At 53.6% G+C, this 15,621-nt stretch carries 15 protein-coding genes; all 15 read right to left on the reverse strand.

Annotated elements, in window-relative coordinates:
• Positions 1-63: 63 nt before the first annotated feature.
• The gene (gene glmU, locus NP77_RS00900) at positions 64-1,434 is read right to left on the reverse strand and encodes a bifunctional UDP-N-acetylglucosamine diphosphorylase/glucosamine-1-phosphate N-acetyltransferase GlmU (protein ID WP_039658676.1); all 1,371 of its coding nucleotides are present in this window, start codon (positions 1,432-1,434) and stop codon (positions 64-66) included.
• A gap of 160 nt (positions 1,435-1,594) precedes the next feature.
• Positions 1,595-2,014 (reverse strand): F0F1 ATP synthase subunit epsilon, encoded by a 420-nt coding sequence (locus NP77_RS00905; protein WP_008926374.1) that lies wholly within the window; start codon positions 2,012-2,014, stop codon positions 1,595-1,597.
• A 24-nt stretch (positions 2,015-2,038) separates the two neighbouring features.
• The gene (gene atpD / locus NP77_RS00910; RefSeq protein ID WP_008926373.1) at positions 2,039-3,436 is read right to left on the reverse strand and encodes a F0F1 ATP synthase subunit beta; all 1,398 of its coding nucleotides are present in this window, start codon (positions 3,434-3,436) and stop codon (positions 2,039-2,041) included.
• Between the two features lie 30 nt (positions 3,437-3,466).
• Positions 3,467-4,333, reverse strand: a complete 867-nt coding sequence (gene atpG / locus NP77_RS00915; protein ID WP_003849534.1) for a F0F1 ATP synthase subunit gamma — start codon at positions 4,331-4,333, stop codon at positions 3,467-3,469.
• Positions 4,334-4,385: 52 nt separating this feature from the next.
• Positions 4,386-5,927, reverse strand: a complete 1,542-nt coding sequence (gene atpA, locus NP77_RS00920) for a F0F1 ATP synthase subunit alpha (protein WP_003849532.1) — start codon at positions 5,925-5,927, stop codon at positions 4,386-4,388.
• A gap of 14 nt (positions 5,928-5,941) precedes the next feature.
• Entirely contained in the window at positions 5,942-6,475 is a 534-nt protein-coding gene (atpH, locus tag NP77_RS00925) for a F0F1 ATP synthase subunit delta (RefSeq protein ID WP_003849530.1), read from the reverse strand.
• 14 nt (positions 6,476-6,489) lie between these two features.
• The gene (gene atpF / locus NP77_RS00930) at positions 6,490-6,960 is read right to left on the reverse strand and encodes a F0F1 ATP synthase subunit B (RefSeq protein ID WP_003849528.1); all 471 of its coding nucleotides are present in this window, start codon (positions 6,958-6,960) and stop codon (positions 6,490-6,492) included.
• 107 nt (positions 6,961-7,067) lie between these two features.
• Positions 7,068-7,307 carry a F0F1 ATP synthase subunit C gene (atpE, locus tag NP77_RS00935; RefSeq protein WP_003849523.1) on the reverse strand — a complete coding sequence of 80 codons (240 nt, stop codon included), beginning with the start codon at positions 7,305-7,307 and terminating at the stop codon, positions 7,068-7,070.
• A 105-nt stretch (positions 7,308-7,412) separates the two neighbouring features.
• Complete coding sequence (gene atpB, locus NP77_RS00940; protein ID WP_003849506.1) at positions 7,413-8,231, reverse strand: F0F1 ATP synthase subunit A; 819 nt, start codon at positions 8,229-8,231, stop codon at positions 7,413-7,415.
• An 8-nt stretch (positions 8,232-8,239) separates the two neighbouring features.
• Positions 8,240-8,620 carry a F0F1 ATP synthase subunit I gene (gene atpI, locus NP77_RS00945; protein WP_003849503.1) on the reverse strand — a complete coding sequence of 127 codons (381 nt, stop codon included), beginning with the start codon at positions 8,618-8,620 and terminating at the stop codon, positions 8,240-8,242.
• 690 nt (positions 8,621-9,310) lie between these two features.
• Positions 9,311-9,928 carry a 16S rRNA (guanine(527)-N(7))-methyltransferase RsmG gene (rsmG, locus tag NP77_RS00950; protein WP_003849501.1) on the reverse strand — a complete coding sequence of 206 codons (618 nt, stop codon included), beginning with the start codon at positions 9,926-9,928 and terminating at the stop codon, positions 9,311-9,313.
• Positions 9,929-9,975: 47 nt separating this feature from the next.
• Positions 9,976-11,865, reverse strand: a complete 1,890-nt coding sequence (mnmG, locus tag NP77_RS00955; RefSeq protein WP_039658678.1) for a tRNA uridine-5-carboxymethylaminomethyl(34) synthesis enzyme MnmG — start codon at positions 11,863-11,865, stop codon at positions 9,976-9,978.
• A 432-nt stretch (positions 11,866-12,297) separates the two neighbouring features.
• Complete coding sequence (gene mioC, locus NP77_RS00960; protein WP_039658680.1) at positions 12,298-12,738, reverse strand: FMN-binding protein MioC; 441 nt, start codon at positions 12,736-12,738, stop codon at positions 12,298-12,300.
• Positions 12,739-12,892: 154 nt separating this feature from the next.
• Positions 12,893-13,354, reverse strand: coding sequence for a transcriptional regulator AsnC (gene asnC / locus NP77_RS00965; RefSeq protein WP_003849496.1), 462 nt, complete (start codon positions 13,352-13,354; stop codon positions 12,893-12,895).
• Positions 13,355-13,457: 103 nt separating this feature from the next.
• Positions 13,458-15,596, reverse strand: a complete 2,139-nt coding sequence (gene ovoA / locus NP77_RS00970; RefSeq protein WP_039658681.1) for a 5-histidylcysteine sulfoxide synthase — start codon at positions 15,594-15,596, stop codon at positions 13,458-13,460.
• Positions 15,597-15,621 lie beyond the last annotated feature (25 nt).

The raw sequence follows: 15,621 nt of genomic DNA on the forward strand, positions 1-15,621 counted from the left end.
GAGTGGGGATTATAGTTTTGGCACTGCACTGCATCGGCCCGCATACAGCGGGCCGTTAAAAATTTATTTTTTCTTCACCGGACGCTGCCAGTCCGCTTTGTGATTCTGCTCTTTGCGGTTGTAAACCAGACCAGCCTGAGGCACATCCCTCATAACGGTAGTACCTGCCGCGATGGTGGTGCCTGGCGCGACATTGACTGGTGCCACCAGCTGCGTATCCGAGCCGACAAACACGTCATCGCCAATCACAGTTTTAAATTTATTCGCGCCATCGTAGTTACAGGTGATCGTGCCTGCACCGATATTCACGTTGTCGCCAATCTCTGCATCACCCAGGTAGGAGAGGTGACCCGCTTTCGAACCCTTACCCAGACGCGCTTTCTTCATTTCGACGAAATTACCCACGTGGGCGGCCTGCGCCAGCTCGCTGCCAGGACGCAGACGGGCAAAAGGCCCAACGGTACAGGCGGTGGCGAGATTAGCATCCTCGATCACCGTATAGGGGCTGATTTCACAGTCATCGCCAATCACGCTGTTTTTGATAATGCAGCCCGCGCCAATTTTGACGCGCGAGCCCAGCGTGACCTGGCCTTCAATAATGACGTTGGTGTCGATTTCAACATCCCGTCCATGGGTCAGCGTTCCACGCAGATCAAAACGGGCCGGATCGCGCAGCATTACACCGGCCAGCAGCAGTTTTTCCGCCTGTTCAGCCTGGTAAGTGCGTTCTAATGTCGCCAGCTGCAGCCGGTTATTGACACCATCCGTTTCACTGATGCGTGCCGGATGGACCGCGTTGATCACCCGGCCTTCCTGATGCGCCAGCGCGATAATATCGGTGATGTAATACTCACCCTGCGCATTATTGTTAGTGAGCTGCGCCAGCCAGCGTTTTAAGTCGCCCCCGTTGGCGATCAGAATGCCTGTGTTGATCTCTTTAATAGTGAGCTGCGCCGGGCTGGCATCTTTCTGTTCGATAATACCGGTAATGGTGTCGTTTTCACGCACAATGCGGCCATAGCCGGTAGGGTCATCCAGTACCACGGTGAGTAAGCCGATGCCGCCCTGCGGTTTTGCTTCGCGAAGACGCTGTAATGTCGCCTGCGTGATCAGCGGCACGTCGCCATAGAGCATCATGATATCTTCATCATCTGCAAAAGCAGGTGCAGCCTGCTGCATAGCATGGCCGGTGCCGAGCTGCTCGGCCTGCAGCACCCAGTTAAGCGTGCTGTCAGTGAGGGTCGCTTTCAGGCGATCGCCGCCATGACCATAAACCAGATGCACATGCTGTGCGCCCAGCCCTTTGGCGGCATCAATGACGTGCTGAACCATCGGTTTGCCTGCCAGCGTATGCAGAACTTTAGGCAGATCGGAATACATACGGGTGCCCTTGCCAGCTGCAAGGATCACCACACTCATCGCACTGTTAGACATAACTATCCTGAGTGAATTTTTACGGGTGAAAGTAAAACGGTTTGAGGTTGAGATTACTACATTTTTCTCAGGCCGAAATTAGGCGGACAGGCAGATCGGGCGCCGCAGGCAAAAAAAATGCCAGCCCGAGGGCTGGCATTTCGTGACGCATAAAGCTGGATTACATCGCTTTTTTGGTCAGTTCGATCACGCGCAGTTTAGCAATGGCTTTCGCCAGCTCGGCAGAGGCCTGAGCATAGTCCACGTCACCATGGCTGCTGTTCATGTGCTCTTCTGCTTTGCGTTTTGCTTCCAGCGCGCGCGCTTCGTCCAGATCGGTACCGCGAATCGCGGTATCGGCCAGAACGGTGCTGCTGCCTGGTTGCACTTCCAGCACGCCGCCAGAGAGGTAGATATACTCCTCTTCGCCGTGCTGTTTCACGATACGGATCATTCCAGGCTTAATGGCAGTCAGCAGCGGCGCATGGCCAGGGAAAATCCCCAGTTCACCTTCGCTACCTGACACCTGAATCTTCTGTACCAGACCAGAGAACAACTGCTCCTCTGCGCTGACCACATCCAGGTGATAAGTCATAGCCATAATCTTCCTCCCGGGAAACCGTTATTACAGTTTCTTCGCTTTTTCCACGGCTTCTTCGATGGCGCCAACCATGTAGAAGGCCTGCTCTGGCAGGTGGTCAAACTCACCTTCCATGATGCCTTTAAAGCCACGGATAGTGTCTTTCAGCGTAACGTATTTACCCGGTGAACCGGTGAATACTTCCGCAACGAAGAACGGCTGAGACAGGAAGCGCTGAATCTTACGCGCACGTGCCACCAGCAGTTTGTCTTCTTCAGACAGCTCATCCATACCGAGGATGGCGATGATGTCTTTCAGTTCCTGATAACGCTGCAGCAGTGACTGAACGCCACGCGCAACATCATAGTGTTCCTGACCAACAACCAGCGGATCCAGCTGACGGCTGGTAGAGTCCAGTGGGTCAACGGCCGGGTAGATACCCAGAGATGCGATCTGACGGCTCAGCGTTACCGTTGAGTCTAAGTGCGCAAAGGTGGTTGCTGGTGACGGGTCAGTCAGGTCATCCGCAGGGACGTAAACGGCCTGTACGGAAGTGATTGAACCGGTCTTGGTGGAGGTAATACGCTCCTGCAATACACCCATCTCTTCTGCCAGCGTTGGCTGGTAACCTACCGCAGATGGCATACGACCCAGCAGTGCAGAGACTTCTGTACCGGCCAGGGTATAACGGTAGATGTTATCGATGAACAGCAGAACGTCGCGGCCTTCATCACGGAATTTTTCCGCCATGGTCAGACCGGTCAGGGCTACGCGCAGACGGTTACCCGGCGGCTCGTTCATCTGGCCATAGACCAGAGCAACTTTGTCGATAACGTTTGAGTCAGTCATTTCGTGGTAGAAGTCGTTACCCTCACGAGTACGCTCACCCACACCAGCAAACACTGAGTAACCTGAGTGTTCAGCTGCGATGTTACGGATCAGTTCCATCATGTTGACGGTTTTACCTACACCCGCACCACCGAACAGACCCACTTTACCGCCTTTGGCAAACGGACACATCAGGTCGATAACCTTGATGCCGGTTTCCAGCAGTTCCTGCGAGTTAGACTGATCTTCATAAGAAGGCGCTGCGCGGTGAATAGAGGCGATCTCTACTGCGCTGCCATCTTCTTCTTTCAGCTCGCCTTTCATATCGATTGGCTCGCCGAGAACGTTCATGATACGGCCCAGAGTCGCTTTACCGACCGGTACCTGAATCGGTTTCTGCAGGTCGTTGACGTTCAGACCACGCTTCAGGCCGTCAGACGTACCCATTGCGATGGTACGTACTACGCCGCCGCCCAGCTGCTGCTGTACTTCCAGCACCAGACGCGCATCACCATTCATAACCTCGAGGGCGCTGTACACTTGCGGTACCGCGTCCTGAGGGAATTCGACGTCAACAACGGCGCCGATAATCTGGACAATCTTTCCAGTTGCCATCTTGAATCCTCTACCTAATTCCAAACCTGGTTAAACCGCGGAGGCCCCCGAGACGATCTCGGTAAGTTCCTGGGTGATGCTGGCCTGACGAGCTTTGTTGTAAACCAACTGCAGCTCTTTGATCAGATTTCCGCCGTTATCGGTTGCGGCTTTCATCGCTACCATACGTGCGGCCTGCTCACTGGCCAGATTTTCCACCACACCCTGATAAACCTGCGATTCGACATAACGACGCAGCAGGGTATCCAGCAGCGCTTTCGGATCGGGTTCGTACAGGTAATCCCAGGTCTTCGCCTTCATCTCTTCTTCACCTTCCGCTGGCGCTAACGGCAGCAGTTGGGTGATGGTCGGAGTCTGAGACATGGTGTTATTGAACTTGTTACTGACGATCATCAGTTTGTCGATGCGGCCTTCATCATACGCCTGCAACATCACTTTTACCGGGCCAATCAGATCAGACAGGGCAGGTTTATCGCCCATGCCGCTGACTTGCGCCACGATGTTGCCACCTACTGCACTGAAGAATGACGCCCCTTTTGAACCGATAATCGACAGATCGCTCTGCACGCCTTTATCGGACCAGGACTTCATATCCGCCAGTAATTTTTTGAACAGGTTAATGTTCAAACCACCACAAAGCCCGCGGTCTGTAGAAACGACCAGGTAGCCGACGCGCTTCACGTCGCGCTGTTCCAGGTAAGGGTGCTTGTATTCCAGATTACCCAACGCAAGGTGACCAATCACTTTGCGCATGGTGTCTGCATACGGACGGCTGGCCGCCATGCGTTCCTGCGTTTTACGCATCTTGGAGGCGGCGACCATTTCCATCGCTTTGGTGATCTTCTGCGTGTTTTTCACGCTTCCAATCTTGCTTCGTATCTCTTTTGCGCCGGCCATTAGCTTCTCCTCAAAGCCTTGCGGCCTGCCTTTTCAGACAAGCCGCCAGACATTACCAGGACTGGGTTGCTTTAAACGTATCGATCAGGCCTTTCAGCTTCGCTTCGATATCGTTGTTAAAGTTACCCGACTGGTTGATTTCAGCCATCAGCTCAGCGTGGTCGCGATCGGCGAAGGCCAGCAGCGCAGCTTCGAAGCTGCCAATTTTTGCCAGTTCAACGTCGTTCAGGTAGCCACGCTCTGCAGCGAACAGAACCAGACCCTGCTGCGCGACAGACATCGGCGCATACTGTTTCTGCTTCAGCAGCTCGGTCACTTTCTGACCATGACTCAGCTGTTTGCGGGTTGCATCGTCCAGATCAGAGGCGAACTGCGAGAACGCCGCCAGTTCACGATACTGTGCCAGCGCGGTACGGATACCACCGGACAGTTTCTTGATGATCTTGGTCTGTGCAGCACCACCTACGCGGGATACCGAAATACCTGGGTTAACAGCCGGACGAATACCGGAGTTGAACAGGTTCGATTCCAGGAAGATCTGACCATCAGTAATCGAGATTACGTTGGTCGGAACGAACGCAGAAACGTCGCCCGCCTGGGTTTCGATGATCGGCAGCGCGGTCAGTGAACCGGTTTTACCTGTCACTGCGCCATTAGTGAAACGCTCAACATAATCAGCGCTTACGCGTGATGCACGTTCCAGCAGACGAGAGTGGAGATAGAACACGTCGCCAGGGAATGCTTCACGGCCTGGTGGACGGCGCAGCAGCAGAGAGATTTGACGGTAAGCGATAGCCTGCTTGGAGAGGTCATCGTATACGATCAGCGCATCTTCACCGCGGTCACGGAAGTATTCGCCCATCGCACAACCTGCGTACGGAGAGAGATACTGCAGTGCAGCGGATTCAGAAGCAGACGCCACAACAACGATGGTGTTCTGCAGTGCGCCATGCTCTTCCAGCTTACGAACCACGTTAGAGATGGTTGAGGCTTTCTGACCAATCGCAACATAGACACACTTGATGCCTGAGTCACGCTGGTTGATGATCGCATCGATCGCCATCGCGGTTTTACCGGTCTGACGGTCACCGATGATCAGCTCACGCTGGCCACGGCCGATTGGAATCATCGCATCGACCGACTTATAACCGGTCTGAACCGGCTGGTCGACTGACTGACGATCGATAACGCCAGGTGCAATCACTTCGACCGGTGAGAAACCGTCGTTGTCGATTGCGCCTTTACCGTCGATAGGTGCACCCAGGGTGTTCACGACGCGGCCCAGCAGGCCACGGCCTACCGGTACTTCAAGAATACGGCCAGTACACTTAACCTTCATGCCTTCGGCGAGGTCAGCGTACGGACCCATCACCACTGCACCAACCGAGTCACGCTCGAGGTTCAGGGCGATAGCGTAACGGTTACCCGGCAGGGCAATCATCTCACCCTGCATGACATCGGCCAGGCCGTGTACGCGGATGATACCGTCACTTACAGAAACAATCGTACCTTCGTTGTGAGCTTCACTCACGACATTGAACTGAGCAATGCGCTGCTTGATCAGTTCGCTGATTTCGGTGGAATTCAGTTGCATATGCTCCAGTCCCCTTAAGACTGCAAGACGTCAGCCAGACGGTCAAGACGGCCGCGTACGCTGCCGTCAATAACCAGATCACCCGAACGGATGATCACGCCTGCCATCACAGACTTATCAATTTTGCAATTCAGCTTAACTTTGCGTGACAGACGTTTTTCCATCGCGGCGCTGATTTTATTCAGCTGGTCGTCACTCAGCGTACTGGCGGAAATAACATCGACTTCAGCGGTGGCTTCATGAGCGTCACGCAGTTCGATATACTGAGCCAGTACAGCCGGAAGCGCTGTCAAACGTCCGTTTTCCGCCATCACCTTAATCAGGTTCTGTGCGGGTTCATCCAGTTGATCACCACAGACTGCGTTAAACGACGCTGCCAGCGCTTCAGGGGCTAATGCACCTGAGAGAAGATCAGCCATCTGTTCATTGCGAGCCACTTCTGCGGCAAACGCCAGCATCTGTTGCCAGCGTTCTATACTTTGATGCTCAACAGCAAAGTCAAAAGCTGCTTTGGCGTAGGGGCGAGCTACAGTAATCAGATCAGACATCAGCCCCTCCCTCCTTACAGTTCAGCGACCAGTTTATCAACGATGTCGCTGTTAGCAGCTTCATCCACGGAGCGTTCGATGATCTTCTCGGCGCCAGCCATAGCCAGCAACGCAACCTGCTTACGCAGTTCTTCACGTGCACGTTTACGCTCGGCGTCAATTTCAGCCTGCGCTTGTGTCACGATGCGATTACGTTCGTTTTCAGCTTCGGTTTTGGCTTCATCCAGAATCTGCGCGCGACGCTTGTTCGCTTGCTCGATAATGACCTGAGCGTCTTCTTTGGCTTTTTTCAGCTGGTCGGTCGCATTAGCCTGCGCGAGATCCAAATCTTTCTTGGCACGTTCAGCAGAAGCAAGGCCTTCAGCAATTTCTTTCTGGCGCTTTTCGATAGCAGCCATCAGCGGCGGCCATACGTACTTCATGCAGAACGCGACAAACAGGATGAACGCGATAGCCTGGCCGAGGATTGTTGCATTAATGTTCACAGCACAATGCCTCTAGATTGAGTATTTAACTTTTCTGCCGTTATCAACGTGATAAGCGGCAGAATCCGTTCACCCTTGCACATTGTGCGCTGAGTGAACACAGGGCTTTAGGCGACAGCAAACATCACGTACAGACCCAGACCAACAGCGATCATCGGGATTGCATCCACCAGACCCATTACAACAAAGAACTGCGTACGCAGCAGAGGAATCAGGTCAGGCTGACGAGCAGCGCCTTCCAGGAATTTTCCTCCGAGGATGCCGATACCGATCGCAGCACCGATTGCCGCCAGGCCCATCATCACAGCGGCAGCCATGTACAGCAGATCCATATTCAGGTTTTCCATGACAGTCTCCAGTTTGTTTCAGTTAAATGCTCCCTTAATCTTCCGGGCCTCAGCGTGGTGCGCTGCCACCCGGAATCAAGCGGGAAAGTAGTGTTGAGAAAAAAATCAATGCTCTTCAGATGCCATCGACAGATAGACGATCGTGAGGACCATGAAAATGAAAGCCTGTAGCGAAATGATCAGGATGTGGAAAATGGCCCACGGCACATTCAGCACCCACTGCGACCACCACGGCAACAGACCGGCAATAAGGATAAAGATCAGTTCACCCGCATACATGTTACCGAACAGTCGTAAACCCAGTGATACAGGTTTAGACAGAAGGCTCACACCTTCCAGAATCAGGTTGATCGGGATGAAGATCGGGTGGTTAAAAGGCTGCAGCGTCAGCTCTTTCGTGAAGCCGCCAATGCCTTTCATTTTGATGCTGTAGAACAGAATCAAAATAAATACGCCCAACGCCATAGATAGCGTGATGTTCACGTCTGCAGACGGTACGACGCGCAGCGCCGGTAACCCCAACACATGCTCACCAATATATGGCAGCAGGTCGATTGGCAGCAGATCCATGAAGTTCATCAGGAAGACCCAGACAAAAATTGTCAGAGCCAGCGGGGCGATAAGTTTGCTCTTACCGTGATACATGTCGCGCACGTTACTATCAACGAAACCGACAACCAGTTCGATAGCCGCCTGCATTTTCCCTGGCACACCGCTGGTGGCAGACTTCGCCACGCTACGGAACAACACCAGGAAGATGATTCCCAGCACCATAGAGAAAAACATGGAATCGATATTTAATACCCAGAACGTCGCGGGAGCGTCGTGCGGATTCACTAACTCGAAGGTACGCAGGTCCAACTGAAGATGTGTCAGGTGGTGACCAATGTACTCTTGCGGAGTAGAGATTTCTCCTGCAGCCATGATGCCTCTTACCCTTTGTTGTTAATTACCGCCGGTGCCAGAATATGTACCACCAGCACCGATAACCAGGTTATTCCGACCGGCCAGAAAACCGCGCCGAACAGACCCAACGCCACAATGAGCAAAATGATGGTCGCAAACACTTTAGCTATTTCACCTAAAGCGAAGCTCCACGCGACTCGCCCCGAAGTGGGGGATTGCCCCTGCAGGCGCCAGGCTAAAAACAAAAACATTACGTTTGGCAGCCAGGCTGCCGCTCCACCCGCAAGAGCAGAGACACCCCAGGTGACATCTTTAACAGTAAAGAGTGCGCCGATGATGACTATCGTCACCAGCTGAATCATCAGCACCGTTCGGGCGAATTTTAAACTGTAAAGAGACACTGACATGACGCTGATACTCTCCTGCCCCGTTAGGGGTATGTCGCGTGTCGTATAAGACTGCCTTTGCGCAGTTGAGTCAAGCAGCAAAAGCCGTGCAAATTATACGGGCCGCACCTGCGATTTCAATCGGTAAGTAGCGAAAAGGTGAACAATTATTTAAATTTCTTTCCGGAGGGCTATTTTTCCAAAGATTACCCTGCGGAGATTCGCACTAATCTGACTGAAATTTCACGCGCAACTTGCTTTTAAAGCGTGCTTTAGATCACATAATAAGCACTCACACTACACTGAGTTTTATCTTCAACCTATTTAAGAACAATCTGTAAAACAGATTAAGCCTTAAAAATCATTGTCTTGAAATTATAAAATTGCGTGTGCAAGTCTATTTTCATCAAAAACACGCTATTGACATCGAAGTATGCTTAAGAAACGTGAAATTGATATTACGCACGCAAAGTTATTACCGCGATATATTTTCTGGCGTGACTACTTTTATTCCGCGGCCCACCTATACAAGTGATATTTCTGATAATTAAATGTGAACCAATCGTTAAATGTAACAGAGCTTTTCGGATAATTTCCGTCGCTGTTTTTAACCTTCATTCCGCCAGGGCTTAAACAAAATCTTTTATCGATAGCGCATTATCTGCACTTTTTTCATCAGAACCCTGATAAAAGCCCCTGCTAACTGAAGGGCTACTGATGACGAATGATGACCAGATGACGGTCACCTTCCAGCTGCGGCACCTGCAGCTTAATGACGTCATCAGAAACATAGCCAGCCGGTAATTCCGCAATTTCATCGTCCGGACGCACGCCTTTAAGCGCGAAGAAGCGCCCTTCCCTTCCTGGCAGGTGATGACACCAGTTCACCATATCGGTCAGTGACGCAAATGCACGGCTGATAACGCCATCAAAAGGCGGCTCAGCCGGGAACGCTTCAACCCGACTCTGGACCGGAGTAATGTTAGTGAGTCCTAACTCATGCTGAACCTGACGCAGAAAGCGCACCCGTTTGCCCAGACTGTCGAGCAGCGTAAAGTGCGCATCAGGCATTACGATTGCCAGCGGAATACCCGGCAGTCCGGGACCGGTTCCCACATCAATAAAACGTGAGCCTTTCAGATGCGGTGCCACCACGATGCTATCGAGGATATGACGGACCAGCATCTGCTCAGGATCGCGCACAGATGTCAGATTGTAGGCTTTGTTCCACTTATCCAGCAGGCCGACATAGGCAACCAGCTGCTGTTTTTGTTGATCGGAGAGGGAAATACTGGCTGCCTTTAGCAGCGATGTGAGTGTGTTGATCACAACATAATTCCATTCAGCGGGGGCGTGTCGCCACGCCCCGTTTCAGATCAGGCGCTTTTACGCAGCAGACCCTGTTTTTTCAGATAAATAAGCAGAATTGAGATCGCCGCCGGTGTTATGCCGGAGATACGTGTCGCCTGACCAATTGACACGGGTTTGTGATCGTTCAGTTTGGCGATCACCTCATTCGACAGCCCGTTCACATGGCGGTAGTCGAGCTCCACTGGCAACAGTGTGTTCTCATTACGCAGCTGGCGATCAATCTCTTCCTGCTGACGCGCAATATAACCTTCATATTTGACCTGAATCTCAACCTGCTCAGCGGCCTGCTCATCAGCCAGAGCCGGACCAAAGGCATCCAGTGTCATCAGCTTCAGATAGGTCAGCTCAGGACGGCGCAGCAGATCTTCACCGCTGGCTTCTTTGGTCAGCGGCGCGCTGAGAACCGTGTTCACTTCGGTCACGTGCTCAGACTTTGGATGAACCCAGATATCCCGCAGACGCTGACGCTCCTGTTCAATCGCTTCCAGCTTCTCGTTGAAACGCGCCCAGCGCGCATCATCCACCAGACCCAGTTCACGGCCGGTTTCGGTCAGACGCAGATCGGCGTTGTCTTCGCGCAGCATCAGACGGTATTCAGCACGGGAGGTAAACATCCGGTACGGCTCTTTAGTGCCAAGCGTGCAGAGATCGTCAACCAGTACGCCCAGATAAGCCTGATCGCGACGCGGTGCCCAGCCCTCTTTGTCAGCAGACTGACGAGCCGCGTTCAGACCCGCCAGCATCCCCTGCGCTGCCGCTTCTTCGTAACCGGTCGTGCCGTTGATCTGTCCGGCAAAGAACAGGCCATGAATAAACTTGCTCTCCAGCGTCGGTTTTAGATCGCGCGGATCGAAGAAGTCATACTCAATGGCATACCCCGGACGCACGATCTTTGCATTCTCCATGCCCTGCATCGATCGGACGATCTGAATTTGTACATCAAACGGCAGACTGGTTGAGATACCGTTCGGGTAGATCTCATTACTGGTCAGCCCTTCCGGCTCCAGGAAGATCTGATGCGAGTTACGATCGGCAAAACGCATAACTTTGTCTTCGATCGACGGGCAGTAGCGTGGGCCGATTCCCTCGATGATCCCGGCATACATCGGGCTGCGATCCAGGTTATTGCGGATCACTTCATGGGTTTTCTCATTGGTGTGCGTGATCCAGCAAGGCACCTGCTGTGGATGCTGAGACGCATTGCCCATGAACGAGAACACCGGCATGGGGTCATCGCCATGCTGCGGGCTAAGCACTGAAAAATCGATGGTGCGCGCATCGATACGCGGTGGCGTACCGGTCTTGAGGCGGTTTACCCGCAGCGGCAGCGCACGCAGTCGTTTTGCCAGCGGAATGGACGGGGGATCGCCAGCGCGACCGCCACTGTAATTGTCCAGACCGATATGAATTTTGCCATCAAGGAAAGTACCGACGGTGAGGACCACCGTTTTGGCACGGAACTTCAGTCCCATTTGCGTGACGGCACCGACCACACGATCGTTTTCCACGATGAGATCGTCAACCGCCTGCTGGAAGATCATCAGATTAGGCTGGTTCTCCAGTGCCGTTCGCACCGCCTGCCGATAGAGCATGCGGTCAGCCTGAGCACGGGTCGCCCGTACCGCCGGGCCTTTGCTGGCGTTTAGTATCCTAAACTGGATACCGGCCTGGTCAATTGCGCTGGCCATCAGACCACCCAGGGCATCCACTTCCTTCACCAGATGTCCTTTGCCAATACCACCAATCGCCGGGTTACAGGACATTTGTCCAAGCGTATCAATGTTATGGGTGAGTAACAGGGTTTGCTGACCCATTCGGGCTGCCGCCATTGCGGCTTCGGTGCCCGCATGACCACCACCAATTACGATGACGTCAAAAGGATCCTGATAAAACATGAAGTGGTACCTCGGTTGATGAACTTGCAGGATCGTCGTCCTGGGGCGTGGATTCTACTCAAATTCCGTCTGGGGTGAAAGCCGCGGGATCGTCCGGTTTTAAAAGAAAGGATCTTAGATCTGTATATGATCTTTCTGTTAGATCTCTTATTAGGATCCCGCTTTTCTGTGGATATGTGCCAGAAGCACCTCAGAAACAACAGGATAGAGAGGATCACTACCTGTGAGTGATCGGTGATCCTGATCCGTATAAGCTGGGATCAAAATGGACTGTTATCCACAGCTCAAAAATCGTTCTCCCGATGTTATCTGGATAACTACCGGTTATACGCAACAAAACAGGGTAGTTATCCACAAAATAAAAGGAGGGAAAAGGATAAAATCAGCATCTTCCACTGGGGATCGTAACTATTTCGCGATCCCCAGCCCCCTTCAGATCGCGTTTTTCCAGCTTTCCAGCCAGGCTTCTGCGGGATCTTCAGGAATATCATGCTCCAGCACGTCAATCTCAAGGCGATCGCCGATCTGACGGGCACCCTGAGCAATTAACAGCGCTGTAATCTGGCGGATCGCGCCACAAAAGAGATCATATTCATGATTGCCGAGTCCGACAGCACCAAACCGCACCTGCGAGAGATCGGGTTTGCTTTCCGTGATGGCCTCGAACAGGGGCAGAAGGTTGTCAGGAATATCGCCAGCACCGTGGGTTGAGCAGACCACCAGCCAGATACCCTCGTGCGGCACCTCATCCAGCGCCGGACCATGCAGCATCTGGGTTGAGAAGCCCGCTTCCTGTAATTTTTCTTCGAGATGTTCAGCCACATACTCTGCGCTACCCAGAGTACTGCCACTGATTAAGGTAATATCGGCCATCTTGCTCTCCCGGACATTAAGGCGAGCATTGTACGCTGTGATCAAGCGGTGATCCACCTGTGGACAACAGGGTTAATAGATCAGAAGAAGCGAATGCAGCTGTTGTCAGCCGCCACATTCGTCAGGGATAAGATTATGCACAAGGAATAGAGGATCAGGGCTTGATGGTGCGCATGATCGGGTTTTGCAGTGAGATCAGCGTTTCTGTGGACTGAATTTCATCGATGGTCTGGATCTTATTGATCAGGACCTGCTGCAGGGCGTCAATTGAGCGGCACATCACTTTAATAAAAATGCTGTAGTGGCCGGTGGTGTACCAGGCTTCAACCACTTCATCCAGCGCATCCAGCTTGCTCAGCGCCGCCGGATAGTCACGCGCGCTCTTAAGGATAATGCCAATAAAGCAGCAGACATCAAACCCCAGCTGGCGCGGATCGATATCAACCCGTGTTCCCAGGATGATGCCCGCCTGCTTCATTTTTTCCACGCGCACATGAATGGTGCCCGGGCTGACATTAAACTGTTTTGCCAGCTCGGCGTAAGCGGTGCGCGCATTATCCAGCAGGGCATTCAGAATGCCGCGATCCAGGTTATCGAGCTGCAGATGTTCGGCCATGGCCATCCTCGTTATGGGTCTGCTTAAGTAAACAACGGTGAATGTGCAGCAAAATAACGGTTCAGGCAACTCCCGGCAGCGACGGGCGCCGCTGCCGGTTCACTTAGCGTTTGCGCCAGACGGTGACCTGCGCCAGCGTATGCTGGAACTTGCGGGCCGTTTCGCGGATCACAAACGGTTTATCCTGCGGTTCATCGACCAGGTCGAAGTCGGCCGCCAGCAGACGTTGCAGTGCCTGCAGCGTCGTCAGTGCCTCACCGTTCTCACGTACACCGCCCAGCCAGTTCTCTTTCGGTGTGAAATCTTCCAGCCAGGTATAAGGGGATGAGAGCAGCAGAATACCGCCCTGACGCAGCATCGGCGTGACATCACGCAGGAAGCGCGCAGGCTGGCGCAGACGATCAATCAGGTTGGAGGCAAGTACCAGGTCGTAACGGCCAGGCTGAGGTTTGAGGTTACAGGCATCCCCCTGAACAAACTGAATCCGCTGCGCCAGTTCGCTCTCCAGTGCGAAATCTTTCAGGCGAACCTGACGATACTCCACCAGGTCGCCTTCCTGTGGCAGCAGATAACGGAAGTCTTCGCCGCTGGCCAGCTGCAGCGCCACATCAATGAAGCGCGCCGAGTAGTCCATCCCGGTGACGCGTTCAAAGTGGCGAGCCAGCTCAAAACTGGCGCGTCCGGTGGCACAGCCGATATCAAGGGCTTCGCCACGTGCTGTTGTGTAGTCCAGCGCCAGCTTCACCAGACTTTCGGCATAGTTGTCCACACCGAAATAGCGCGGGCCATACTGGAAGTCGAGGTACTGCGACACCATCGCGTCAGATTCATACGGGTTCGGCGCCATCGTCTCCTGATGGCTGGAAACCACGTAGCGGAAACCGGCATGCTGGAAGAAGTGGCGGCGGAACGCATAGCGGGCTGATTTCAGCGCTTCGTTGCCGGTTGAGATCCAGCTGCCGCCTTTGATCAGCGAATGTTTGCCATCAAAGGTCGGAGTGGAGAAATCATCGTACAGCGGGTGAACGTTGAAGCCTTCAAAGCCATTGGTCGGCGTAGTCGTCCACTGCCAGACGTTACCGACGATATCGAAGAACTCGCCCTGGGCGAAGAGGTCGACCGGCGAGGAGGAAGCCCAGTACGCCAGGTTGATGTTGCCCGGCGCCCGATCCCAGTCTGGCTGATCGCCCGCGACCTGTTCGCGTAACTGAGCCCACTCCGCTTCACAGGGGAGCTGAACACTCATGCCGGTCTGATTCGCTTTCCAGCGGCAGAAGGCCGCCGCTTCCAGCTGATTGACCTCGGCAGGCCAGTCCCATGGCATCGCGACCTCTTCACACATCAGACGCAGTTTAAGCTGATCGGGCATCGCAGGCGTGCCGACCCAGAAGGTGGGCATTTCTGCTTTGGCAAACTGACACCAGCCCCAGCCTTCGTCATCCCACCAGCGGGCATCCTGATAACCGCCTGCCTCAATGAACGCCAGAAATTCCGCGTTGCTGACCAGCATTTTGCTCGCCTGGAACGGCTGCAGCGTAACCTGCTGGCGGCCATACTCGACATCCCAGCCGTAGGTGTCGTCGGTTTTCCCCAGCGTAATTGTGCCACCAGGCATCGGCAGCAGGGTATTGGCCGGAACAGCCTCGCGCTGGTGGCGTGCCATCGGACATACCGGCCACGCGGCCTGTGGTCTGACCCACTCAACGGGTAGCTGGCGGATAAGCACGCTGGAGGTTTCCAGATGAATACGCTCATGCTCAATCCCCATCAGGATCACCCATGCCGGGCTCTCCCAGCTGAGTGGCAGCGTGATCGGCATGGTCTGGATCAGATCGCTGACCAGCGCTTTAACGCGCCCGCGGTATGCACGGACTTCTTCGATAGTGGGCCAGTCGTAGTGACTATCGTTGAGGTCATCCCAGCTCATCTCATCCACACCAATCGCCATCATTGCTTCGATGCGATCGTCCAGACGCGCGTCGATAAGGCGTCCGGCCATCAGCTTATTAATGTAAAAGGTAGCGGTGTGGCCAAAATAGAAGATCAACGGATGGCGCAGCGGAATGGCTTTCGTAAACCAGGCCTTTGAATCGGCCAGACAGGTGAACAGACTTTCATACTGTTCCCAGGTCTGATGAAAATAGGCCAGCAACTCGGCACGTTTTTGTTCTATGTTCTGGCCGGAGAGCAATAACGTCCGCGTCGGGGCAGGCAAATCGCGGTGAGGTTGAGCAAGCGTCACAGGAAGCTCCAGATTGCTGAGTAAG

This window comes from Pantoea sp. MBLJ3 (assembly GCF_000816655.1).
Classification (GTDB): Bacteria; Pseudomonadota; Gammaproteobacteria; order Enterobacterales; family Enterobacteriaceae; genus Pantoea; species Pantoea eucalypti.